Raw genomic sequence first — 22,999 nt, 5'->3', positions numbered from 1 at the left:
CGAGGGCGAGAACGCCGCGAACGGGAACCTTCAAACCGCGCCCACGGCTAGCGACCGTATGACTGACCAAGACCTTCGCAAGCAGGCCCACGACCTCGACGTGACCGTCTGGGTCGGGAAGAAGGGCGTCTCGGCGGTCGTCGACGAACTCGACGATCAGCTGAAGGAACGCGACCTCGTGAAAGTGAAGTTCCACCGCTCGGCGCAGGCCGGGACCGACGTGGACGAACTCGCCGCGGATCTCGCCGACCGGGTGTCGGCGGACCTCGTGGAGACACGGGGACACACCGCGGTCTTGCACCGATGAGCGGGGGGAGCGTCACCGCGTCGGCGTCCGCGCTCCTCCAGACCGGCGGCGAAACGGGGAACCCGGCGACGTTCGTTTCCGACCTCCTCGAGGGGGCCGGCGTCCCCGCGACGTTTGCGGACGCGGCGGGCGCCGCGATCACCTTCCTCGTCGTGTTGCTGCTGTTCGCGCTGGCCAGTCGCCTGCTCGTCGTGCCGCTGGTGAGCCGCGTGCTCAACGCGCAGGGGCTCGACAGCCACGCCAAACGCCCGCTCCGAAAGCTGACGAACGTCCTCGTCGTGTTCGCCGGCGTCGCCGTCGCGTTCGGCCTGGCCGGCTTCGGCGACTTCCTCCAGTCGCTGGCGACCATCGCCGCGGCGGCGACGCTCGCTATCGGCTTCGCGCTGCAGGACGTGATCAAGAACTTCGTCGCCGGGATCTTCATTTTCACCGATAGGCCGTTCCGCATCGGCGACTGGATCGAGTGGGACGACAACTCCGGCATCGTCGAGGACATCTCCTTTCGCGTCACGCGCGTTCGTACCTTCGACAACGAACTGCTCACGGTGCCGAACTCGCAGTTGACCGACGACGTGATCAAGAATCCCGTCGCGAAGGAGACCCTCCGCCTGCAGTTCCTCTTCGGCATCGGCTACGACGACGACATCGAGCACGCCACCGAGATCATCGTCGAGGAGGCCGAGCGCCATCCCGAGATCCTCTCGGACCCGGCGCCGTCGGTCCGCCTCACCGAACTCGCCGACAGCTACGTCGGCCTCAAGAGCCGGATCTGGATCGACAACCCCTCTCGCGCCGACTTCGTGAAGATCCGCGGCGAGTACGTGACGAACGTGAAGCGGCGCTTCGACGAGGAGGGCATCGAGATCCCGTTCCCGCAGCGGGACCTCTCCGGCGGCGTTGAGCTGAACACTCCCGCCGAGGGCGCCGCGGCGCTGGGCGACGACTGAGACGGGGCGCGAACCGAGCGAAGCGAGGTGAGCGCCTCGAAGGGACGGCGGAGCGGTCCTGTGCCGCTCCGTCCACGAACACGGCGAGGCGAAGTGAATCGGGACGAAGCGAAGTTCCGGGTTCGGCCGTTCGAACCGCGCGTTACTCGTCGAGGACCTGCCGGGCGATCGTGTTGCGGAGGATCTCGCTGGTCCCCTCGTAGATCTCGTTGAGCTTCGCGTCGCGGTAGAACCGCTCGACGGGGAAGTCCTTCGTGTAGCCGTAGCCGCCGTGGATCTGGATCGCCTCGTTTGCCACCTCGCGGCTGATCTCGCTGGAGTACAGCTTCGCCTGCGCGGCCTCCTTGATGAACGGCTCGCCCTTGATCTTCAGGTCGGCGGCCTTGTGCATCAGCAGCTCCGCGGCCTGCAGCTTCGTGTCCATGTCGGCGATCTTGTGCTGGATCGCCTGAAACTGCGAGATGGGGCCGCCGAACTGGTCGCGCTCGGTGGCGTACTCCGCGGCCTCCTCGAGGGCGGCGCGGGCGATGCCGACGCCGCGGGCGGCGATGGTGATCCGGCCGCCGTTGAGCGTCTTCAGCGCCTGGACGAAGCCGTCGCCCTCCTCGCCGAGCAGGCGGTCCTCGGGGAGATACATGTCGTCGAAGCGGAGTTCTGCGGTGGGACAGCCCTTGTCGCCGAGCTTGTGCTCGGTCCCCTCGACGATGAAGCCGTCGTCCTCCTCGGGGCGCACGACGAACGAGGAGATCCCCTTGTTGCCGGCGTCGGGGTCGGTCTTCGCGAACAGCGTGACGGTGTCGGCGACCGAGCCGTTCGAGATCCACAGCTTTCCGCCGTTGACGACGTAGCCGTCACCGTCCTTTTGGGCCGTGGTCTCCATCGCCGGCACGTCGGAGCCGGCGCCGGCCTCCGAGAGCGCGAACGCGCCGATGTCCTCGCCCTCCGCGACCGGCGTGAGGTACTCCTGCTTCTGCTCCTCGTCGCCGAAGGCGTACAGCATGTTGCCCGCCAGCGAGATGTGCGCGGCGACGACGGTGCCGAGGCCGCCCGAGCCGCGCGCGATCTCGGAGAGCCCGAGCGCGTAGCTGTGGTAATCGAGGTCGGCGCCGCCGTACTCCTCGGGGAACGGCATCCCCATCAGACCCAACTCGGCCATCTGGTCGACGATGTCGCGGGGGAACTCGTCCTCCTCGTCGATCTCTGCGGCCCGCGGTTTGATCTCCTCGTCGACGAACTCCGCGACCATGTCGCGGATCTGTCGTTGCTCGGTTGTCAGCCCGAAGTCCATGGTCGTTCCTGTGAGTTGTGCGGCTTCAATCTTTGCAGTGTCGCCGGCGGCGACGGGATCGGACGCGAGATCGGCGTCACAACTCGGGGGCGCAAGGGTGACGCGACGCGACACGTACCACACAGTACTTTTTAACCCTCCTACCATAGGCCACTCCAACTGAATGCCCGACGCCGATCGCCCCGCCGCGACCCACCCCGACGCCGACCTCGCGTGGTGCCACGAGGCCGTGCAGGGAGTGTCGCGCACTTTCGCGCTGACTGTCGACACCCTCGACGAGCCGATGTCGTCGTACATCTGTCTCGGCTATCTCGTCTGCCGGATCGCCGACACCGTCGAGGACGCCGACCATATCGCCCCCGACGAACAGGCCGCGCTCCTCCGGGAGTTCGACGCCGCCCTCGACCCCGACGACGACATCGGCGCGGGCGACTTCCGCGCCTCGGTCGACCCCCACCTCCCGTCGGCGGACGAGCGTTCAGCCGACTGGGAGGTCGTCGCCGAGGTGGAGCGCGTGTTCGCCACCTTCGAGGGACTCCCGCCGGAGGTCCGCCGCGCGGTCGTCCCGCCCGCCCGGGAGATGGCCACCGGCATGGCCGACTTCGTCGAGCGCTACGCCGGCGAGGGCGGCCTCCGAATCGAGACCCGGAGCGAGCTGGAGGAGTACTGCTACTACGTCGCCGGCACGGTCGGCACCCTCATCACGAACCTCGTCACGACGCTGGGCACCGTCGACGACGAGCGCGCCGACCGCCTGTACGAGGCCGCCGAGGAGTTCGGCCTCCTGCTGCAGTTCGTGAACGTCGCGAAGGACGTCCACGACGACTACACCGAGGAGAACAACGTCTACCTCCCGGCCGAGTGGCTCGCGGAGGAGGGCGTTCCACAAGAGGAGGTCGTCGCGCCCCAGCACCGCGAGGGCACCGCGAGCGTCGTCTCGCGCACCGCCGGCTACGCCCGCGGCTTCCTCGACGGCGCGCAGACGTACCTCGAACACGTCCCGCTGGTCGAGGGCAACACCCTCGCCGCGTGGACGATCCCGTACCTGCTGGCGGTCGGGACCCTTCGGGAACTGTCCGAGCACCCCGAGCGCGCCGTCACCGGCGAGGGCGTGAAGGTGAGCCGCGAGGAGGTGTTCGCGGTCGTCACCGCGGCCCACGAGCACGGTCGCGACGCGCTGCCGTCCCTGCGGGAGTCGATCGCCGCGCAGCCGTTCCACACGGCGCCGTCGGCGGCGGATTGAGGAGGGGTTCGGTTTTGGGGCTATCGTGGTGTCGCGTGTTCGGTGAGGCGGAGTTCAGTGAGTACGAGGGCTTCGCCGACGAGTGGGTCATCTCGTCGTGGGGGCTGCTCTATCCCGCTGGTGAGTTGGACGCGGATCACCGTCGACCTATTCCGGTGCTTGGGGTTGCAGCTACCCGGATACTTTTCAGTCCGACCGATGGAAACCCATAGATATGGCCGACGAGGGTAAGCGATCCCCCGAGACGAACGGGCGATGGGGGTGTCTCGTCGGTGCGTGGCTGTTAAGCGTCGCGGCCAACGCGCTCCTCATCGTTCCCGCGGGTATCCTCCCGTCGATGATGGACACGTTCGGGACCGGACCCGCGCTAACCGTCTGGGTGGTGAGCGCCGCGTTCGCTGCGTGGGCCCTCTCGAACTTCGGCGTCGGGTTGGCCATCGACCGAACGAGCGATTTCGCGGTGGCAACGGCCGCGACCCTGCTGATCGCCGCAGCCGGCGTCTGGGGGTGGCGGGCGGGACTCGGCGGGAACTTCTGGTCACTCATGGGATCGCGGGCGCTCGCGGGTATCGCCATCGGCGCCGTCTGGACGACGGGGGCGAACCTCGTCGGCCGGGCGTTCTCCCACGGGACACAGGGGACAGCGCTCGGCGTTTTCACGACGAGCGCGCCCGCTGGCCTCGCCCTTGGCCAGCTCCTTGGGCCGCTCGTCGCCGTTCGCTGGGGATGGCCTGCCAACTTCCTCGGGTTCGGGGTCGCGACGCTGTGCGGGTTCGCCTTGTTCCTCGTTGGCTACTGGCGCACCGACTTCGCCGAGGTGGAGCGCTCAGTTCCGGGGCTCACCGACCTATTCGACGTCGTCCGCCAGCCCGCGGTCGCCTACGGCTCCGCGCTCGGCTTCCTCGCCTATTCGCTCTTTCTCTTTTTCAATAGCTGGATGCCGACCTACCTCGCTCAGGAGTTTACCCTCTCGCTGACGAGCAGCAGCCTCTTTCTCGCGCTGTTCCCGGCGGTGGGAATCATCTCGCGGGCTGGTGGAGGCGTCATCTCTGATCGCTTCCTCGATGGTCGTCGACGCCCCGTTATTCGCCTCTCGTTCCTCTCCACTGCGCCGCTGGTCGTCGGCATCGCCGTCACCGCGGAAGTGGGTCTCCTCGTCGCGTTGCTCGTCGCGGCCGGCTTCACTGTCCAGCTCTCCATCGGTATCTTCTACAGCTATGTCCGCGAGGTGGTCGACACGACACGAACCGGAACAGCGCTCTCCATACTGGTGACGGCCTGTATCACGGGTGCATTCCTCACACCCGCGTTCACGGGGTGGCTCATCGACCGGACGGGGTCGTACAATTCAGCGTTCACCTTCGCCGGAATGCTCGCCGTCGCGGGGGTCGTCCTCTCGTGGCGCGCGCCTGAATCGTAGACTGGCCCCCACTCGCCCAGCACGGCGTCGGCCAGCGAGTCCTCTGTTCTTGGCTACAGACCCTACGGCCAGTAGCCGGTTCACCACTTCGACGGTGTGACCGAACCAGACCGGCCGATACTCCCGATACCCCACAATTCTAATTGTGAGGTATGGATGACCGAAGACGATGGTCCGGCACCGCCTACCGATGCCCCCGCGCACGTCGTCGACGAGGCGGGCGGCTTCGCCGGCTTCCGCGAGACTGCGATAAAGACGAACCCGCCGGTTAATCGGCTCCGTGGGTTGATGCTGCCTGCCGTCGACAACGTTCGCGATGAGCTCAAGAGCTATCTGGAGACGAAGGCCCCTGAGGAGTTAGAAGAGAAGATCGAACGGACAGATGAGTTGATCGACGAGATTGTCTACGAACTGGACGGGCTGACCGACGAAGAAATCGAGATCGGGGAGGAGGCTGTCGGGACGTAGTTCTCTCAGACCAGATTAATCGAAACACGATTGTGGTCAGCTGATGGCAAAGATGTATCTCACTCTGTACCGGGGAAGGGTGAGGGGAACTGCGTTCTTTGGGAGGTGACTGAGTGCGAGCGCTGCGGCTCGATCCTCGGCATCGGGTGCCACGACTGGTAGCTCGCTCACACCCGCCGACCCAACGACTTTCTCCGATCCACACCAACTACCAACCACGATGGTACAAACCGACTCCGACTCCGACCTCGCGCGCGGCGACGCCGCACCGGACTTCGAACTCCCGGGCGTCGACGGCGACACCCACGCGCTCGCGGACTTCGCCGACAACTCCGCGGTGCTGGTCGTGTTCACCTGCAACCACTGCCCGTACGCGCAGGCGAAGTTCCCGCTGTTGAACCGCATCGCCGCCGAGTACGACGACTGCGCGGTCGTCGGGATCAACCCCAACGACGACGCGGACTACCCCGAGGACTCCTTCGAGAAGATGCGGGAGTACGTCGAGTCGGGCGAGGTCGCCTACGACGCGTACCTCCGCGACCAGACGGCCGTGGTGGCCGAGGCGTACGGCGCGGTGTGCACGCCCGATCCCTTCCTACTGCGCACCGAGGGCGACGGGCAGTTCACCCTCGCGTACCACGGCCGCCTCGACGACGCGCTCAACCCCGACGACGAGGCGACCGAGTTCTACATCGAGGACGCCATCGACGCCGTGCTCGCGGGCGAGGACGTGGCGATCGATCCGGGGCCGAGCCGCGGCTGCTCGATCAAGTGGCCCTGAGCGGGCGAGCAACGTGCGGTCGGTGTTCCGGTTTGTAGCTATTCAGGCCGCCTCGCCGCCGGATTCGCCCGTTCCGCCGGCGTCGTCGGCCAACTCCTCGAACGTCTCGCGGGCGTTCTCGACGGCCTTCTCGTGTTTGGCGGGATACGCCTCCACCTTCGCGCGGAAGGTGATACCCGCCCCGAGTTCGGCGCGGCCCTTGAACGCGGCCTGTTTGTCGAGCCGGAGGAACAGCGAGTTGTTGTCGTCGACGCGCTCGTCGATCTCGGCGAGCACGCGGTCCCACTCCGCCAGATCCGATATCCTCGAAAGCACGTGGCGCACGTCGTCGGCGCGCTCGACGCGCGCCGAGAGCACGACGATTCGGTCGCCGTGGTGCCCGGCGTTGACGACGCGCTCGATCTCGAACTCATCGGGGAGGAACGCCCGCAGCGCGTCCTCGACGCGCCGCTCGTCCTCCGTGGCGTAGCAGAAGGTCCGCAGATCGACGTAGTGGAAGGGAACGGAGCTCATACTCCCGGTAGGCGGGTCGGGGTGAAAAGCGTTGGACTCCCGCCGCGGACGCGGAGCCCCGCACGGGAGCGGCGAAACGCGACCGCGGAAGGCGTCGGTTACTCCTCGTCGTCGTCCGCGTCGCCGGCAGCCTCCAGCGCGTCGGCGGGGACGCCCTGCTCTTGGCCCTCCTCGAAGCTGATCGTGTAGGTGGCGTCGCCGAACATCGTCTCCATCACCTGGGTCACGGTGCCGGTCTCGCCGTCGAACTCGCTGTGCTCGTCGTGCAGCACGACGCTGTCGTCCTTCTCGAATTCAGTCATGGACCGGCATTCGGCACGGCCGTACAAAAGGCCGCTGAAAGGCTACGCGGCGGCGACCCGCACGAGCGCGAGGGCGACGGCGTACGTAGCGACCGTGACCGCGATGACCACGCTCGCGGCGGCCGTTACCGTCCCCGCCGTGGCGACCTGTTCGAGCCCGTTACGTATGCCGAGTGATCCCAGCGTTGCCGGGGCGAACGCGGCGACGATCGCGTCGGCGCCGACGGCGACCGCCACTGCGGCGAACGCGACGGCGGCCGCGGCGGCGACAACCGCGGCAGTAACGCCGGCGGCGACACCCGGTCGGTCGTCGCCGCCGGCGTCCCTCGTTCCTCGGCGCGTGCCGGGGGGTCGGTCGGGAGCGCGAGCGGCGCGGGGAACGTCTCGGTGCCGTGTCGATCGCGTTCGCGTCCTCCTCCCGGCCAACCTCCCCGTGTTCGGTTTCGAGCTGGACATTCGGGGCGTCTGCGTCGCTATCGCCGATAAACGTTCGCGGCCGCCGCGACGGCGGAGGCGACGCCGCCGGCGAAGACGACGCGGCGGCGACCGAGGACGGGTTCCACCGACCCGCGCCGGCGATTACTCTCCCGCGACGAGGACGACGGCGACCATCGCGAAGCCGACGCCGAGGAGCTTCCGGGCGGTGACGGGCTCGTCGAGGAGCACGACACCGACCGCCGAGGAGACGACGAAGAACATGGCGAAGATCGGGGCGACGATCGACACGCGGCCGAGCGCCAGCGCGCGGTAGTACGCGAGGATGCCGACCGCGAGGCACGCGCCAGCCGCGATCACGTACCGCATCCGCGGGTCCGCGAGGTGCTCGACGACGCCGTCTCCGGTGAAGCCGATGACAGCGAGCGTCGCGACGACGAGCACGGAGTTGGCGACGAACGCGGCGACCGTGCTCGGGATCGCTCCCTCGCCGGCGGTCGCCAGCCGCATCAGCGGCGCGACGAACGAGTACGCCGCCAGCGCCAGCACCGACCAGGCGATGTAGTTCATACCCGACCGTGTGGGTCTCCGGGGCTTCAGAGATCCGAATCACGCCGGCGTCCCGGGGCCGCTCGCGCACCCGTGTGCCGTGTTCGCTGATATCGCACCGGGCGAAACCGCTTTGGCCGGGCGAACGAGTCGAGACGTATGGACGAGGCTACCCGGTCCCTGATAGACGCGCTCGTCGCCGACGCTCGCGAGTCCACCGCCGATCTGGCCCGCCAGACCGGTCTGGACGAGGCGGCCGTCGAGGAGAAACTCGCCGAGTTGGAGGAGTCGGGGGCCCTGCGCGGCTACACCGCGATCGTCGACTGGGACGCCATCGACGAGGAACGCGTCAGCGCCGTCGTCGAGGTGAACGTCGAGTTGGACCGCGAGACCGACTACGACGACGTTGCCCGCCGCATCGCGGAGTCGCCCGCGGTCGACTCGCTGCGGCTGATGTCGGGCGATTACGACTTCGCGGTCAACGTCTCCGGCTCGTCGATGGGCGACGTGTCGCGGTTCGTCTCCGAGGAGGTGGCGCCGCTGCCGGCGGTGACGAAGACGGTTACCCACTACGTGATGGAGACGTTCAAGGAGCGGGGGATCCGCTTCACCGACCACGACGACGACGACCGGCTCTCCGTGACGCCATGAGCGGGAACGAGAACGGGAACGACGAACGAGCCCGGAGCGACGAACGTGCCGGGAACGGCGGCCGCGCCGGCGACGACCGATCTGCGACCGACGGCGGCACCGCCGAGGGATCCCCTCGGACGGAGGACGGATCCGCACGGTTCGCGCCCGCCGACCGCGTCGAGTCGGTCCCGCCGTCGGGGATCCGCGAGTTCTTCGAGGTCGCGGAGAACCGCGACGACGTGATCTCGCTGGGCGTCGGCGAGCCCGACTTCACCGCGCCATGGCCCGCGCGATCGGCGGCGATCGACTCGCTGGAGCGTGGCCGCACCAGCTACACCGCAAATCGGGGGATGCCAGCCCTCCGACGCGCGATCGCCGGGCGCGTCACGCGCTACGGCCAGTCGTACGACCCCGACTCGGAGATCCTCGTCACGACCGGCGCCTCCGAGGCGGTCGATCTGGCGTTTCGGGCGTTCGTGAACCCCGGCGACACGGTCGCGCTCCCGACGCCGACGTACGTCTCCTACGAGCCGGGCGTGCGCTTCGCCGGCGGGGAACCGCTCCCGGTTCACACCCGCCACGAGGACGACTGGGCGCTCACGCCGGAGGCGCTGCGCGAGGCGGGCGCCGACGAGGCCGACGTGCTCGTGTTGTGCTACCCGAACAACCCGACCGGGGCGACGATGGACGCCGACGAGATGGACGCCGTCGCCGCGTTCTGTCGCGAGCACGACCTGCTCGTCGTCGCCGACGAGATCTACGCCGCGCTCACCTACGAGGGCGACCACCAGTCGGTCGCGACGCGGCCGGGGATGCGCGAGCGCACGGTCGTCATCAACGGCTTCTCGAAAGCCTACGCGATGACGGGGCTCCGACTGGGGTACGCGATGGGCCCCGAGGCGGCGATCGACGCGATGACGAAGGTCCACCAGTACGCGATGCTGTCGGCGCCGACGACCGCACAGCACGCCGCGCTGGCGGCCATCGAGCGGTGTGACGACGAGGTCGAGCGGATGCGCCGGGAGTACGACCGCCGGCGACGCTACGTCGTCTCGCGACTGCGCGAGCTCGGCATCGAGGTATCGGAGCCCGGCGGCGCGTTCTACGCGTTCCCGCGGGTCACGGAGGTCGCTCCCGACGGGGACGCCCGGGCGTTCGCGACCGAACTGCTGGAGACGGAGGGGGTCGCGGCCGTCCCCGGCACCGCCTTCGGCGCCGGCGGGGAGGGCCACATCCGGATCTCGTACGCGACCGGACTAAACGACCTCAAGGAGGCGATGTCGCGGCTCGAACAGTTCCTCTCGTGAGCGCCCTGACGACAGGCTGGTGAAGATGCTACTTTAGGTCATCACTGTCGCGGAAGTGTTCTGTCGTGGCGATCCGGACACCCTCAGAGTTCTTCGAACCCGTCGTCGAACAGGTCGTCATCCGCATCGTCGCCCTCGGCGTCGAGATCGCGGAACGCCTGCTCGAAGTCCCCGTCGCCGAAGCCGGCGACCTCCTCGTCGAGCCCATCGCGGAGCTCGCGCGCGCGCTGCTCGAGCGACTCGTACTCGGCGGACTCCTCGAGCGCGGCCCGCCCTTTCTCTGCCTCGAGGACGGCCATCTTCGATGAGACCGCGAAGAACTCCTGCACCCGCGAGTCGTACGTCGATCGGGTGTACAACCCCTCGACGGTCTCCAACAGCGACTCCCGAGTGACCGGTTTGACGAGGTAGTCATCGAACCCCATCTCGATGATGTCGAAGTCCGGCTCGACGGCGGTGACCATCGCGACGCGGGCATCGATGCCGCGGGCCCGCACCTCGTCGAGCACCTCGTCGCCCGACAGTCCGGGCATCCGGCGGTCGAGGAGGATCACGTCGATATCGTCGCCGAGTTCGTCGAGGGCCTTCTCCCCGCCGTACGCGGTCCGGACGTCGTAGTCACCGCCGAGCCACGCCGCGTACAGGTCCGCGAGGTCGGGTTCGTCCTCGACCACGAGAACGACCGGCCGCTCTGGAGTCTCCGCTGACTCCGCGACGTCCGTGTCCTCACTCATGTTGATACATCCTCCCTGCTCGCCCACCACTGGTCGACGGACCGACAACGACCTTCCCCTTGCTGCATGCCGGTCCGGCCACTCTCCGTCGAGCGAGCGTTCGAGCGTACCGACGCCGTCCGGCCATCAATTGGTGTTGTCACCGCCGGGTACTTAACCGTATGCGATGCGAGAGACCTGCGCCGAAAACGGGTGTGGGTCGGGTGACGAGTTCGCGTCACGCCTGCTGTGGTGCCCCACGATCCGCGGTGGCCACCAACCACCGACGGATCGTACGTCGACCGCCGTCGAAAGGCTACCGGCCGAGGAACCCGAGATCGGCAGAATCTGTCGGTCTGACCGCATATCACACCGGCCACCGTCTCGTTCAAGTTATCCGGGAACGGCGCGAGAGCCTCGGGCGGGCTCAGTTGGAGACGGCGTCTTCCGCGTCGTCAGTCCGAGTCGGACACCGGCGATGTCGCCGATCTCCGACCGAGTGCGACGGCGCGAAGCGCCGCGTGATTCACGTCCGCGAGAACGTCACTCGGGGCTGTAGTTCGGCGCCTCGTCGGTGATCGTCACGTCGTGGGGGTGTCCCTCGGTCTGGCCGGCCTGGGAGACGCGGACGAACTCCGCGCGCTCCTTGAAGTCGGTGAGCGTCTCCGCGCCGACGTAGCCCATCCCCGAGCGCATGCCGCCGACGAGCTGGTGCAGCTCCGAGGAGAGCGGTCCCTTGTACGGCGTCGCAGCCTCGACACCCTCGGGAACGAACTCCTCGTCCTCCTCGGCGTCCTTGAGGTAGCGGTCGCCGCCGCCCTCGGACATCGCGCCGACCGAGCCCATGCCGCGGTACTGCTTGTAGCGCTTGCCGTTCATCGTGATGACGCGCCCCGGCGCCTCGTCGGTGCCCGCGAAGTACGAGCCGAGCATGACGGCGTCGGCGCCGGCGGCGATCGCCTTGATCGCGTCGCCGGAGTAGCGGATCCCGCCGTCGGCGATGACGGGAACGTCCTCGCGCTGGGCCACGTCGGCCACCTGCGCGACGGCGGTGATCTGGGGCATGCCCGCACCGCTCACGACGCGAGTGGTACAGATCGAGCCCGGGCCGATGCCGACCTTCAGCCCGTCGGCGAAGTCGACGGCGGCCTCGGCGGCCTCGCGGGTGCCGACGTTGCCGACGACCACGTCGGCGTCGACCTCGGCTTTGATCGCGCGGGCGGAGTCGAGGACGTTCAGGTTGTGCGCGTGCGCGCAGTCGATGAAGACGACGTCCGCGCCGGCCTCGTCGGCGGCGACGGCGCGTTCCTCCTCGAACGGACCCACGGCGACACCGATCAGCAGCGACCCCGACTCGTCGCGAGCGGCGTCGGTGTGCTCGCGGCGCGCGAGGACTCCCTGCATCGTGACGAGGCCGACGAGGCGGTCGTCGTCATCAACGACGGGGACGCGCTCGATCTTGTGGTCGTACATGAGTTCGAGCGCCTCGCGCGCGTCGATGTCCTCGGAGGCGGTGATGACCTCGTCGGTCATCGCCTCCGACACCGCGTCGGACTCGCCGACCTCCAGGTACGGGCGAATGTCGGTGCCCGAGATGATCCCGAGGACGGCGTCGTCCTCGTCGACGACGGGCGCGCCGGAGACGCCCTCGTGTTCCATCATCGCGTCGACCTCGCGGACGGGCTGGTCGGGCGAGGCGGTGACGACGTTCTCGCGTCGGATCACCAGTTCGTCGGCGCGCTTGACGCGCTCGACCTCCGCGGCCGTCTCCTCGACGCTCATGTTGCGGTGGAGCACGCCGAGCCCGCCCTCGCGAGCCATCGCGATCGCCAACCCGGATTCGGTGACGGTGTCCATCGCCGCCGAGAGTACCGGGATCGTCAACTCGACGTTGGACGAGACGCGCGTGGAGACGTCCGCCTCGTCGGGCTCCACCCGGCTCTCCTTGGGGCGCAGTAGAACGTCGTCGAACGTGAGCGCTTCCGGTACCTCCAGCTTCTGTGAGAACGGACTTCCGTTGGACCCGTCGTTCGCCATATCAACGGTGCTCGGGGACACCGCAAAAGCGTTGCGAGAACCGGGGCGCTTGGGCAGGGAGTACCACACAGACGTGTACAGATACGAGGAGATAGCCGCCGGTTCGCCGAGCGGTCGTGCACCGAAGTGCATAGCTTCGGGACCGGCCGTGGAGACGATACACACGGAGTCAGTTCGGTTCGCAGGGACATCGATCCGGTCAACGAGGACACCGGTTCGGCTCACACCGACACCGATGCCGTCCGCAAAATTTGCTCGGCGGCGCGCTCGATCCCGAAAGTGTGACAGCGATATCGTTGAGAAGCCGATGAACCGTAGAACAGGTATTTAAAAGGCGGTGAGGGATCGCCCGGACTGTGTGGGCACGTCCCACGCAACCATTAAGTCTCACCTGCGATACAGTGACGGTATGGACTTCGAGTCCCGCACTGTAACGGGTATCGTCGGCCGGGTGAGCGACAACGCTGCACTCCCGACATTTATTCCGTTCAAACGCGGACTCGACTGGTGCACAGGAGAACGCCTTCCGCGTTGCTCCGCCCGAGCGTCCGCCGGCTCCGGTTCGTCACCAGATTCCCGTCCGGTCGTGGGTTATGCCGGGTCGTCTCGCTGAGCCGTGAGTACCTCAGCACACCCGATCGCGATCCGCCTGGAGCGGCGCGTCGGCGGCGCCACCCGACTGCTCGCGACCGTCATGGGGCTGCCGCTGATCGACGGGATCTTCCCCGCACTCGTTATCGCGGGCGCGCTCACGGTTCCGTTCGGCATTATCGAGACCGGCCTGCTCATCTTCGGCGGCTCCGCCACGATGGCGGTCGTGCTCGCCGAGATGGAGGGAACGCCCCGCGAGAAGGCGGCCTCCATCCTCCTGCTCGGCGCCGTTCTCGTCCCGATCGCGATGGCGGAAGCGGCGCTGGCGGAGACGATCCAGAGCCTGCTGAACCCGGACGTGTTCCACCGCTTCGCCGGGCTCGTGATCCTCGCGGTGGCGGCCAAGACCGCCAGCGCCGAGATCGGCGAGTACCTCCCCAGTCCCGGGGCGATCATCGGGCTCGGTCTGCTCGCGTCGTTCCAGCCGGCCGGCGCGGAGCTGGCGGTCACGCTCAACCCCGACCTGCTCGCTCGTGCCGGGGCGGCCGCGGGCGTCGGCGTCGCGTTCGCGCTGTCGATCGCGCTGGCGGGCGACCACCTGCGCGGTCGTGTCGACATCGATCGCTTCCGCTTCGGCTCGTCGGTCGCGCTCGGCATCCTCTCGCTGTCGGTGCTGGGGCTGCTCCCGACGGAGCAGCCGGTCGCCTTGGGCGTGCTCGTGGTCACGGGCCTGTTCTCGTACGACCCGAACTCCGACGACGGGGTCGACCCGGATCCCGACGAGGATGCGGGGCCGGACGACGCCGGACACGGGGCATCCGACTCGGGCTCCGCTGGGCCGACCAGCGCGGTGACCACCGACGGCGGTGACGAGCTCAACGACGACACGGTTGCTGCGGCGGACACGGCAGCGGCGACGGACGCGGCCGACGACGGCGACAGTGAACCCGCCTCCGGCGTCGCCTTCGGCAGTTCGCCGACGGCGCCGACGGCGGGGATCGACCCCGTCGACTCCGCCGACCGCGAGGACACGGCAGACGACTCCGACGACGACGAGTCGGGCGGGGAGCCCTCGCGCGAACCCTGGCTGTGAGTCGGCGCCACGACGGCTGACCGGCCGGAGTCTGTCCCCCCGGACCGGGATCTTTTACCCGATCGGCCGCCGACGGCGGAGCATGAGCAATCGCGTCGTCGAAGGACGAATGGTCACGCCGAAGAAGCTCGCCGAACTGGTCGAGGGTGACTCCGTGATGGACGCCGAGCCGATCGAGGACGCCGACCGCGAGTGTCCCGACTGCGGCGGCGACGTCATCTCGGTGGGATACATGCCGAGCGTCACCGAGTTCGTGACGGCGTACAAGTGTCAGGAGTGCTCGTGGGGCGAGACCGACCGCGAATAGCGGATCCGATCGAAATCCCTTTACGGCGCTCCGGGATATTGACGGGTGCACGGGGTCGTGGCCAAGCCCGGTATGGCGACTGACTCCAGAGGCAACGCGCCCGGTGACGAACTCCAGACTGATATACCGAGCGTCCGACTGATCATCGGACGCGACGACGACCCTCTGGAGTACCGAGGTGCCGACCGGAGATATCAGTCGATCGGGGGTTCAAATCCCTCCGACCCCACTTCCTGTGCGACTCGTTCCTAACCCGGAGACGGGGGTACGTTCCATATAAAGAACACCCCCACCCCCCTCATCGAGTTTTCAGTCGATCAGGGGACGGTGCACGAACAGCACGCTGATCCGCGTTCCTTCGATCCGAGGGTCGCCGCCGAGCACGTCCTCGGTTCGGACTGTCCGAGGGGTTCCCGCCGTTCGACGAAGTCGTCTCGCTCACACGCTATCGTTCGTTGCCATGGAGTAACGTCTCCCCCACTCGACAGAAACGACAGTCGATTTTACAGAATACAAGAGCGGGAAGCTCTGCTAAGTAGGTCTGCCTGTGTATCACTCGGAGGAGCCGGATTCTGGTCTTTGACTCATAGCGCTCAGCGACGAGAAGAAACTCCCAATAAGTCCAATCAGCCCAATCCCAAGTGAAGCGAGAACAATAGTATCCGAGGTACCGTATCCGCTGGCTTCAATTTGAACTGCCCAGAGCATCAACACGATACTGAACAGGAGGATTTCTCTTGGCAGGGACATACACCTCCTGCTACCAGCAAACTGTTTAATTTTCCCGATGGGTTGCCTGCTCGATGCAATACCTGTACGTAGCGTTCGGGAGTCCCCGGCTCTACAATCACAGAGAAATGTTTACAGAGATACTAGGGTAGAAAGTCTGCTAAGGAGGTCCGCGAGGTTATGAAAACGCGCCCTCATTTTTCGGAGATATTTGCCACAAACGATAAATCCCTGCGACATAGACGCAAGGTAGTCCCTCCCTATGAGTACACTATCGCTTGAGGATGTTACAGTCCTGCATGTCGACGATGAGCCGGGATTCACCGACCTCGTCAAAAACTTCTTGGAACGTGCAGATTCAGCCCTCTCGATCCAAGAGGCCGCAAACGTCGATGATGCATTATCGATTCTCCTCAGTGAGGACATCGACTGTATTGTCAGTGACTATGACATGCCGGGGAAGGATGGCCTCGACTTCTTAGAATTAGTGCGGGATGAGCACCCGAATCTCCCATTTATCCTGTTTACTGGTCGTGGGTCAGAACAGATAGCGAGTGAGGCGATCTCCGCTGGCGTCACCGAGTACCTCCAGAAGGAAGGCGGGACTGATCAGTACAAGGTCCCCGCGAATCGAATCCGGAATTCCGTCCAAGGCGTTCGTGCCGAAGCAGCTGTGCACCGAACAGAGCAGCGCTATCATAACTTGGTGGACACTGCGCCGATCCCGATCGTACTGTTCAACCAAGATGGCCGAGCCGTCTATTCAAACGAGGCCGCAGTAGCGTTTCTCGATGCGGATTCCCACGCCGAGATCGAAGGAAAATCGTTCGCCGGATTTCTCCATCCCGAGGATCGAGATACTGCACGCGCCCGCTTTGAGCGGCTCATGGCGGAAGGTCAGTCAATGCCAGAGCGGGAGTTCCGAGTCCAAACGTTTGACGGCGAATGCATATGTGCGAGGGTTGCGACCGCTCACGGTTACTACCATGAAGAGGAAGTCGCCCAAGCCATGGTCTATCGATAAGCCAGTTTACTGTATCGCTCAATTCTCGACTCTCACTGTTCTCGGAGGAGTTGTCCTGATCGGTAACCAGACGTTTCACAAACGTTCGACCGCTGAAAGGGTGTCTTCGGATCACGTCGTCGGTCCGGCGGTATACTGTGGTCGAAAACCTGGTACGGTGAACTCGTCATGAGATCTGCGGTCCGAGACATCGAACACGTTATCGAGGGATTTCCCTGATGAATTCGGGCGTTTAAAATCGCTAACAAAGTACTGTGGGAAGTCACCCCATCCTGAAGAATGAACAGACGGGAACTATTGACGGCGGGTGTCGTCGTCGGGTTAACTGGCTGTGTCGGTGGGGAAAGGGGGATCTCCTCCCGGAACGATACTCCCCGGAACGATACTCCCCAGAACGATACACCCCGGCTTCTCACCGAGAAGAAGACTTCTGAGTCCGAAGTGGAATCTCCTACCTTCTACAGTTCGTACGACGGCAAGCCGTACGACGGGATCGATTGGGACACGTATGGAAGACGCAAAGGGCAGTTCCATATCCATCCCCACTACGGGAATCTCGGACCGCCACAGGAGGTCTACGATCACTACGTGGAACTCGGATACGACATCCTCTGCATTCAGCCCAAGGACGATCTGCAGCACGGGATGCCATGGCCCCTCGATGAAATAGGAGACACTCTCGACCAATGGGAAAACCGATACCCCGCTGAGGACGGAGTTGTGGCGATCGCCGGCGCGGAGTATACCGATACACAACATATCTCGGGGTTCTTTACGGATTTGATGCAGAAGGAACTGAAGGACGAATTAGGTTCCGGAAGCATGGACAACCCCGGGCATCAATACGATACGGTAGAACAGATCGTCCTCTCGGAATCGACACTGGAAACAGGCTCGCCGCTGGCATTCATCGGCCATCCTGGGCGGTATAAAGAAGAGATGTCGCAAGACGAGTGGGAGACAGAATGGTTGAGTAACTATGAACAGATGATCGAGGACTTCGACCGTCTCCTCGGCCTGGAGGCGATCACGTATTCGTTTGCGTACGATGACCGTGAGACCTGGGATACCCTTCTCGGGGACGCTGTTCCCGATCGACCGGTGATAGGAACGAGCGTCGATGACATCGGGGAGTATGAAGACGCCGATCGGGGGTGGGTCACGTTTTATCTGTCGCCGGAGGAGTTCACCCCAGCCGAGCAACAGGCGACTCGAGAACACGTGTATGAGGCATGGGTTTCAGGGCGGACCAGTTTCTCGACGACGAAGGAACCCGGGACGGGCGCCCCAATAATCGAGCGGATCGACCGCGACGAGGACGCTGGGACGATCTCTCTTCGAGCAAGCGGTCACGACGTGATAGAGTGGGTCAGTGATGGCGACGTGATCGAAACTGGAGAGACGATCGAATATCGAGACAACACTGACGTCGGCCCCTATATTCGGGCACAGATAATCGAGGGTGATCCGCAGGATCCTGACTCGATTACGTGTACTCAAGCTTGGTATTAGATATGTTCTGGACGGTCCTGCATTCTCTAACTGCGTTATACTTCCTAAACCTGCTTAGTGTACCGAAACTCCCGATCTGAGTCGTTTATCCAGATCCAGCACACCAACCCGGCCGAATCCGCCCTCCGGGCCGCATCCACGGAACGGGCCGACGGTGATCGGCGTCCGACTCACCAGCGAGGGAGACCAGCCCCCACGACGAGATGACCCACGCGTCCGCGAAGCCGTCGCCCTCCTCGCGCCCGATGAACTCCGCCTCGACCGATCCGACACCCTCACTCCTGTGACTCGGGCGGCGCGACCCGCTCCATCGCGGCCTCGAAGTCGGCCATCGTCACCGACAGCGCGTCGGCGTGGTCGTTCGCCTCGTCGCCGAACTCGTCGGCGACGCGCTCGACTGCCCGCATCGTCGCCTCCCGGACGACCGCGGTGAGTTCTGCACCGGAGTACCCCTCGGTGTGGTCCGCCACGTCGTCCAGGTCTACGTCCTCCGCCAGCGGCGTGCGCTCGGTGTGAACCGCGAGGATCTTCCGGCGCCCCTCCACGTCGGGGAGCGGTACCTCGACGTGGCTCTCCAGGCGGCCGGGGCGGACGAGCGCGTCATCGAGCGCCTCCCGGCGGTTCGTCGCCGCGATGACCGCGAGGTTCGGGTTGCTGCTGGCGCGGTCCAACTCGGTGAGCAACTGCGAGACGACGCGCTGACCGACGCCCGAGGAGTCGCCCATGCCGTCGCGAGCGGTCGCGATGGCGTCGATCTCGTCGAAGAAGATGATACTGGGCGCCGCCTGGCGGGCGCGTTCGAACACCTCGCGAACGGCCTTCTCCGACTCGCCGACGTAGCGGTCGAGCAGTTCCGGGCCGGCGACCTCGATGAAGTTCACCTCCGACTCGCCGGCGATGGCGCGCGCGAGCAGCGTCTTCCCGGTTCCAGGTGGGCCGTACAACAGCACGCCTGTCGGCGGGTCGGCGCCGGCTGCGTCGAACAGCGGCGCGTAGGTGAGCGGCCACGTCACGGCGCGTTCGAGCGTCTTCTTCGCCTCCGTCAGCCCGCCCACGTCGTCGAAGGTGGTGTCGGGTTGTTCGGCGACGTATTCGCGCATCGCGGACGGCTCAACCGTCGCCAGCGCCGACTCGAAGTCCGCGCGGGTCACCTCCACCGTCGCGAGGTCGACCTCGCTGTCCTCGTGGCGCGCGCGCCGCAGCGCCGTCAGCGCGGCCTCGGTCGTCAGCGAGTCGATGTCGGCGCCGACGAAGCCGTAGGTCCGTGCGGCGAGGCGGTCGATCTCCACGTCGTCGGCGAGGGGCATCCGGCGGGTGTGCACCTCCAGGATCTCGCGGCGGCCGGCCTCGCCCGGGACGCCGATCTCGATCTCGCGGTCGAAGCGCCCGCCGCGGCGCAGCGCGGGGTCGAGCGAGTCGACGCGGTTCGTGGCGCCGATGACGATCACGTCCTCGCGGGCGTCGAGGCCGTCCATCAGCGAGAGCAGTTGGCCGACGATCCGGTTTTCCATGTCGCCGCCGTCGTCGCGCTGGCCGGCGATGGAGTCGATCTCGTCGAAGAAGACGATGCTGGGCGCCGACTCGTTCGCCTCCGCGAAGATCTCCCGGAGTTTCTCCTCGCTCTCGCCTTTGTACTTCGACGTGATCTCCGGACCGGACACGGAGATGAACGTGGCGTCGACCTCGTTGGCGACGGCCTTCGCGATCAACGTCTTCCCGGTGCCCGGTGGGCCGTGCAGGAGGACGCCCTTGGGCGGGTCGATGCCGAGGCGGGCGAACACCTCCGGCTCCGACAGCGGCAGCTCGATCGTCTCGCGCACGAGGTCGAGTTCCTCGTCGAGGCCGCCGATGTCCTCGTAGGTGACACCGCCGGCGGGCGGCGTCGGAACGGCGGTGTCGGGCGCCCCCTCGCCGCCGGAGCCGGCTGTGCCCTCGCCGTCGTGCCGCTCGCGGGTCGGCAGGTCGACCGACGCGCCCGTGCCGGACGAGGAGGCGTTCACGCCGCTCCCGTCGTCGTCGCTCGCGACGGTCGTTCCCCCGGAGTCGCGCCGTTCGACAACGACCCTCGTGCCGTCATGGATCCGCACGGGCCCGTCGGGGGTCGTGTCCTCGACGACGAACACGTTGCCGCCGAGGTGCGGGATCCGCACCTGCTCACCGGCGCTGACGGGGCGGCCGTCGAGGTCGCGCTTCGCCGCGCGCGCGAGCGTGTCGCCGTCGATGTCGACGCCGTCGAGCGCGGCGGGCGCGGCGAGTGTCACCGCGTCGGCCTCGCCGACGCGTTCCTTGTGCACGCGGACGCGCTCGCCGATCTTCGCGCCGGCGTTGGCGCGCGTCTCGCCGTCGACGAGGATCTCGCCGTCGCCGGCGTCGGTTCCCGCGGGCCACACCTTCGCGGCGGTCTCGCGTTCGCCGGCGATGACGACCGTCTCGCCCGAGAGCACCCCGAGTTCGCTCATCGTCGCGTCGGACAGCCGCGCGATGCCGCGGCCGGCGTCACGCTTGGCCGCGCCGCGGACCGTCAGCGCGACCTCCTCGTCGTCGCTCATGTCACCGGCTTCGGAGGGCGGGGGCTTACGGCTTTCCACGTCCGCTCCCTCGAGCGTTCACACCGGCGAGCCGCACCCCGGGCAGTCACGTCGCCGGCGCGTCCGTCGACTCCCCGGACGGGCCGTCAGTGCACGACCGTTACCGGGACCGGTGAGTTCTGGACAATGCTCTTCGCGACGTTGCCGACGAACAGCCGCTGGGCCACGCCGCCCGTGTGCGCGCCGATCACGACCACGTCGACCCCCTCGGCCAGCCTGACGATCTCCTTGGCCGGGCTCCCCCATCCCACCTCGGTCCCGACCGTCGCGTCGTACTCCGCGGCGATCTCTGCGGCCCGCGAGAAGAGGTCATCCGCGGCTTCTTCCCCCGCCTGCTCGGCGTCTTCCTCGAGGGCCAGGCCCGCCGCCGCGCCCATCATCCCGGACGGTTCGCCCACGACGTGGAGGACGATGATATCCGCCCCCGGATGGGCCTCGAGCGCGTGTCGGAGCGCTCGCTCGGCCGTCTCGGACTCGTCCATCGGAACGAGGACGCGTTCGATCATACGTTCATTACGGTCGGCCTCCGGATAAACTTCGGGGCGGTCGAACCGGGAACGGACGACGAGCGTGTCGATACGGCGGAGACCCGTAGTCTTCCCCGACCGCGGATCCGTCGGCTCGGCGGCAACGACCCCCAGCAGACCGGTCTACCGGTCTACGAGGTCCAAGTCCGACGCCGCCAGCAGTTCGCGGATCGTCTCCTCGACGGGCGCGCCGGGGTTGACGCGGCGGGCGTACCACCGCAGCGCCGTCGCCAGCGAGTCCGTCGGCTCGCCCGAGGCGACGCGCAGGGTGTCCGTCTCACCGCCCGCGGCGACCGCGATCGCGAAGCCGTGCGACGCCGAGAGCGCGTTCAACTCCGCGGCGACACCCTCCAGCGGATCACCGTCGCCCTCGGCATCACGGTCGGAAGCCGACCGCGTCGGCGCGGAGTCGCTCGGGTCGGCCCACCCGTCCGTGCTGGCCCCGTCGTCGACGAGGCCGGCGTTCCCCGAGGAACCGGTCGCGTCCTCGGCGGCGCTGTCGACCACCCCGTCGCGATCCCGGCCGTCGTAGCGGGACTCGTCGGGGATGTCGTCGCGACCGTCGTCGCGGCGGTCCCCGTGGTTCTCCCCGCGGGTGGAGATGACGTACCGCCCGTCGTCGGTCTCGTCGACGCCGTCGCGGCCGCGGATGTCAAGGTCGTCGGGGTCCATCACGCCGTCGCGGTCGACCAGCGACCCCTCGTCGCCGCCCTCGGCGTCGGTGTCGTCCCCCTCGTCGCCGTCGACTCGGACGACGTCGCGGACCGGCCCCTCCTCGGCGTCCGCCGGGTCGGGATCCGGGCCGTTTGCGTCGCTCATCGTCGGGCGGTTTTCGAGCCATGGGTAAGAACGCTCGCCCGCGGTTCTCAGCGGTGAGACCGCGTCGGTTCACACGGCCCCTGTGTCGCCCGCTCACAGTCTCGGCTCGCCAGTCCCACCGCCTCCGTGCCCTCGAGATCGCGGTCGAACGGTGCACGCATCCTGTCGATCAGGCTATGATGTCTGTCGTCCAATGGGTAGTGCTCACAGAGACCACGCCGGTCAGTGTGAGACATCATGACAACCGAAGGCGGATCGACTGGCGGTGTGCTGCGGAGAACTGTACTGAAAACGGGCGCGGCGACGGCGGCCCTGCTCGCGACCGTCGTGCCGGGCGCGGCCGCACGGAGCAGCGCGACGCCGGCGACGGGGAGCGATGCCGCGCAAACCGGCGAACCCTGTCAGGTCGACAGTCCGGAGGGGTTCACCGTCGAGGTCCTCGCCGGGCACGCGACGTTCCCCGACCGCGTTGCCGCGCGCTTCGAGGTGGAGTACGACGAGAGCGAGATGGACAGCATCGTCTCGGACCTGCCGACCGACGCCTCCAGCGTCCTCGTCGCCAAGGTGACGTGGGCGCCAGAGGGGACGTCCGGCTGGCACACCCATCCCGGACCGGTGGTCGTCACCGTCGTGGAGGGCGAACTCGACCTCATCAACGAACGCGACTGCGTCGTCCGTACCTACACGGCGGGAGAGGCGTTCATCGACCCCGGACAGGGGAACGTCCACATAGCATCGAACCCCAGCACGTCCGCCGAGGCGGTCGCCTACGCCACCTTCCTCGGCGTTCCCGTCGGTGAGCCCGCGACCGTGTGGGTCGAGCCGGTCGACTGCTGAGGCGGCGATTTTCGCCGGGCGGCATCGCT

23 protein-coding genes, 1 tRNA gene and 1 pseudogene are annotated in these 22,999 nt (G+C 66.9%); 14 read left to right on the top strand and 11 right to left on the bottom strand.

The window, feature by feature from the left end:
• Nucleotides 1-58 precede the first annotated feature (58 nt).
• On the top strand, nucleotides 59-307 hold the full coding sequence (locus tag ABJD39_RS11405; protein WP_348608608.1) for a YhbY family RNA-binding protein: 249 nt from the start codon (nucleotides 59-61) through the stop codon (nucleotides 305-307).
• On the top strand, nucleotides 304-1,254 hold the full coding sequence (locus ABJD39_RS11400) for a mechanosensitive ion channel family protein (RefSeq protein ID WP_348608605.1): 951 nt from the start codon (nucleotides 304-306) through the stop codon (nucleotides 1,252-1,254). The genes ABJD39_RS11405 and ABJD39_RS11400 overlap by 4 nt, the downstream gene beginning before the upstream one ends.
• Before the next feature lie 142 nt (nucleotides 1,255-1,396).
• Here ABJD39_RS11400 and ABJD39_RS11395 read toward each other — a convergent pair whose 3' ends face one another.
• Nucleotides 1,397-2,542 carry an acyl-CoA dehydrogenase family protein gene (locus ABJD39_RS11395; protein WP_348608602.1) on the bottom strand — a complete coding sequence of 382 codons (1,146 nt, stop codon included), beginning with the start codon at nucleotides 2,540-2,542 and terminating at the stop codon, nucleotides 1,397-1,399.
• A gap of 163 nt (nucleotides 2,543-2,705) precedes the next feature.
• Between ABJD39_RS11395 and ABJD39_RS11390 the strand changes: the two genes are divergently transcribed.
• From ABJD39_RS11390 to ABJD39_RS11375, 4 genes and pseudogenes are all read left to right on the top strand, one after another.
• Nucleotides 2,706-3,785, top strand: a complete 1,080-nt coding sequence (locus ABJD39_RS11390) for a phytoene/squalene synthase family protein (RefSeq protein WP_348608599.1) — start codon at nucleotides 2,706-2,708, stop codon at nucleotides 3,783-3,785.
• 340 nt (nucleotides 3,786-4,125) lie between these two features.
• Entirely contained in the window at nucleotides 4,126-5,205 is a 1,080-nt protein-coding gene (locus tag ABJD39_RS11385) for an MFS transporter (protein WP_348608596.1), read from the top strand.
• Nucleotides 5,206-5,412: 207 nt separating this feature from the next.
• Nucleotides 5,413-5,673 (top strand): annotated as a pseudogene (locus tag ABJD39_RS11380) (restriction endonuclease); the annotation flags it as partial.
• Between the two features lie 220 nt (nucleotides 5,674-5,893).
• Nucleotides 5,894-6,454 (top strand): thioredoxin family protein, encoded by a 561-nt coding sequence (locus ABJD39_RS11375; protein ID WP_348608593.1) that lies wholly within the window; start codon nucleotides 5,894-5,896, stop codon nucleotides 6,452-6,454.
• Between the two features lie 42 nt (nucleotides 6,455-6,496).
• On the opposite strand, the gene ABJD39_RS11370 is transcribed toward ABJD39_RS11375, so the two are convergent.
• From ABJD39_RS11370 to ABJD39_RS11355, 4 genes are all read right to left on the bottom strand, one after another.
• Nucleotides 6,497-6,967 (bottom strand): RNA-binding protein, encoded by a 471-nt coding sequence (locus ABJD39_RS11370; RefSeq protein WP_348608590.1) that lies wholly within the window; start codon nucleotides 6,965-6,967, stop codon nucleotides 6,497-6,499.
• Nucleotides 6,968-7,065: 98 nt separating this feature from the next.
• Nucleotides 7,066-7,269 carry a DUF1918 domain-containing protein gene (locus tag ABJD39_RS11365; protein ID WP_222608392.1) on the bottom strand — a complete coding sequence of 68 codons (204 nt, stop codon included), beginning with the start codon at nucleotides 7,267-7,269 and terminating at the stop codon, nucleotides 7,066-7,068.
• A 42-nt stretch (nucleotides 7,270-7,311) separates the two neighbouring features.
• A complete protein-coding gene (locus ABJD39_RS11360; RefSeq protein ID WP_348608587.1) occupies nucleotides 7,312-7,725 on the bottom strand; it encodes a hypothetical protein in 414 nt (137 codons plus the stop codon).
• 123 nt (nucleotides 7,726-7,848) lie between these two features.
• Nucleotides 7,849-8,274 carry an EamA family transporter gene (locus tag ABJD39_RS11355; RefSeq protein WP_348608584.1) on the bottom strand — a complete coding sequence of 142 codons (426 nt, stop codon included), beginning with the start codon at nucleotides 8,272-8,274 and terminating at the stop codon, nucleotides 7,849-7,851.
• A 138-nt stretch (nucleotides 8,275-8,412) separates the two neighbouring features.
• On the opposite strand from ABJD39_RS11355, the gene ABJD39_RS11350 reads away from it, so the two are divergent.
• Together ABJD39_RS11350 and ABJD39_RS11345 are read left to right on the top strand one after the other, a co-directional pair.
• On the top strand, nucleotides 8,413-8,904 hold the full coding sequence (locus ABJD39_RS11350) for an Lrp/AsnC family transcriptional regulator (protein WP_348608581.1): 492 nt from the start codon (nucleotides 8,413-8,415) through the stop codon (nucleotides 8,902-8,904).
• Nucleotides 8,901-10,193, top strand: coding sequence for a pyridoxal phosphate-dependent aminotransferase (locus tag ABJD39_RS11345; RefSeq protein WP_348608578.1), 1,293 nt, complete (start codon nucleotides 8,901-8,903; stop codon nucleotides 10,191-10,193). The genes ABJD39_RS11350 and ABJD39_RS11345 overlap by 4 nt, the downstream gene beginning before the upstream one ends.
• 83 nt (nucleotides 10,194-10,276) lie before the next feature.
• Here ABJD39_RS11345 and ABJD39_RS11340 read toward each other — a convergent pair whose 3' ends face one another.
• Both ABJD39_RS11340 and guaB read right to left on the bottom strand, forming a co-directional pair.
• Nucleotides 10,277-10,927, bottom strand: a complete 651-nt coding sequence (locus ABJD39_RS11340; RefSeq protein WP_348608575.1) for a response regulator transcription factor — start codon at nucleotides 10,925-10,927, stop codon at nucleotides 10,277-10,279.
• A 522-nt stretch (nucleotides 10,928-11,449) separates the two neighbouring features.
• Nucleotides 11,450-12,943 carry an IMP dehydrogenase gene (guaB, locus tag ABJD39_RS11335; RefSeq protein WP_348608571.1) on the bottom strand — a complete coding sequence of 498 codons (1,494 nt, stop codon included), beginning with the start codon at nucleotides 12,941-12,943 and terminating at the stop codon, nucleotides 11,450-11,452.
• Nucleotides 12,944-13,559: 616 nt separating this feature from the next.
• On the opposite strand from guaB, the gene ABJD39_RS11330 reads away from it, so the two are divergent.
• The 3 genes from ABJD39_RS11330 (at nucleotide 13,560) to ABJD39_RS11320 (ending at nucleotide 15,163) form a co-directional block, all read left to right on the top strand.
• Nucleotides 13,560-14,627: a DUF5794 domain-containing protein gene (locus ABJD39_RS11330; RefSeq protein WP_348608568.1), complete on the top strand. Its 1,068-nt coding sequence runs from the start codon at nucleotides 13,560-13,562 to the stop codon at nucleotides 14,625-14,627.
• A gap of 82 nt (nucleotides 14,628-14,709) precedes the next feature.
• Nucleotides 14,710-14,934, top strand: a complete 225-nt coding sequence (locus tag ABJD39_RS11325; RefSeq protein WP_348608565.1) for a DUF5795 family protein — start codon at nucleotides 14,710-14,712, stop codon at nucleotides 14,932-14,934.
• A gap of 51 nt (nucleotides 14,935-14,985) precedes the next feature.
• Nucleotides 14,986-15,163, top strand: a tRNA-Trp gene (locus ABJD39_RS11320).
• An 80-nt stretch (nucleotides 15,164-15,243) separates the two neighbouring features.
• Here the strand turns inward: ABJD39_RS11320 and ABJD39_RS15050 are convergent.
• On the bottom strand, nucleotides 15,244-15,318 hold the full coding sequence (locus tag ABJD39_RS15050) for a hypothetical protein (RefSeq protein WP_431357882.1): 75 nt from the start codon (nucleotides 15,316-15,318) through the stop codon (nucleotides 15,244-15,246).
• A 607-nt stretch (nucleotides 15,319-15,925) separates the two neighbouring features.
• On the opposite strand from ABJD39_RS15050, the gene ABJD39_RS11315 reads away from it, so the two are divergent.
• Together ABJD39_RS11315 and ABJD39_RS11310 are read left to right on the top strand one after the other, a co-directional pair.
• Entirely contained in the window at nucleotides 15,926-16,687 is a 762-nt protein-coding gene (locus ABJD39_RS11315) for a PAS domain-containing response regulator (RefSeq protein WP_348608562.1), read from the top strand.
• 279 nt (nucleotides 16,688-16,966) lie between these two features.
• Nucleotides 16,967-18,199, top strand: a complete 1,233-nt coding sequence (locus ABJD39_RS11310; RefSeq protein WP_348608560.1) for a hypothetical protein — start codon at nucleotides 16,967-16,969, stop codon at nucleotides 18,197-18,199.
• A 275-nt stretch (nucleotides 18,200-18,474) separates the two neighbouring features.
• On the opposite strand, the gene ABJD39_RS11305 is transcribed toward ABJD39_RS11310, so the two are convergent.
• From ABJD39_RS11305 to ABJD39_RS11295, 3 genes are all read right to left on the bottom strand, one after another.
• A complete protein-coding gene (locus tag ABJD39_RS11305; RefSeq protein WP_348608557.1) occupies nucleotides 18,475-20,748 on the bottom strand; it encodes an AAA family ATPase in 2,274 nt (757 codons plus the stop codon).
• A 125-nt stretch (nucleotides 20,749-20,873) separates the two neighbouring features.
• Nucleotides 20,874-21,293 carry a universal stress protein gene (locus ABJD39_RS11300; RefSeq protein ID WP_348608554.1) on the bottom strand — a complete coding sequence of 140 codons (420 nt, stop codon included), beginning with the start codon at nucleotides 21,291-21,293 and terminating at the stop codon, nucleotides 20,874-20,876.
• Nucleotides 21,294-21,437: 144 nt separating this feature from the next.
• Nucleotides 21,438-22,133, bottom strand: a complete 696-nt coding sequence (locus ABJD39_RS11295; RefSeq protein ID WP_348608551.1) for a DUF7500 family protein — start codon at nucleotides 22,131-22,133, stop codon at nucleotides 21,438-21,440.
• A gap of 267 nt (nucleotides 22,134-22,400) precedes the next feature.
• On the opposite strand from ABJD39_RS11295, the gene ABJD39_RS11290 reads away from it, so the two are divergent.
• On the top strand, nucleotides 22,401-22,970 hold the full coding sequence (locus ABJD39_RS11290) for a cupin domain-containing protein (protein ID WP_348608548.1): 570 nt from the start codon (nucleotides 22,401-22,403) through the stop codon (nucleotides 22,968-22,970).
• The last annotated feature ends 29 nt before the right edge of the window (nucleotides 22,971-22,999 follow it).

This window comes from Halobaculum rarum (genome assembly GCF_040025155.1).
Classification (GTDB): domain Archaea; phylum Halobacteriota; class Halobacteria; order Halobacteriales; family Haloferacaceae; genus Halobaculum; species Halobaculum rarum.
The sequence above is the reverse complement of the archived record's forward strand: the minus strand, read 5'-3'. Positions and strand labels throughout refer to the sequence as shown.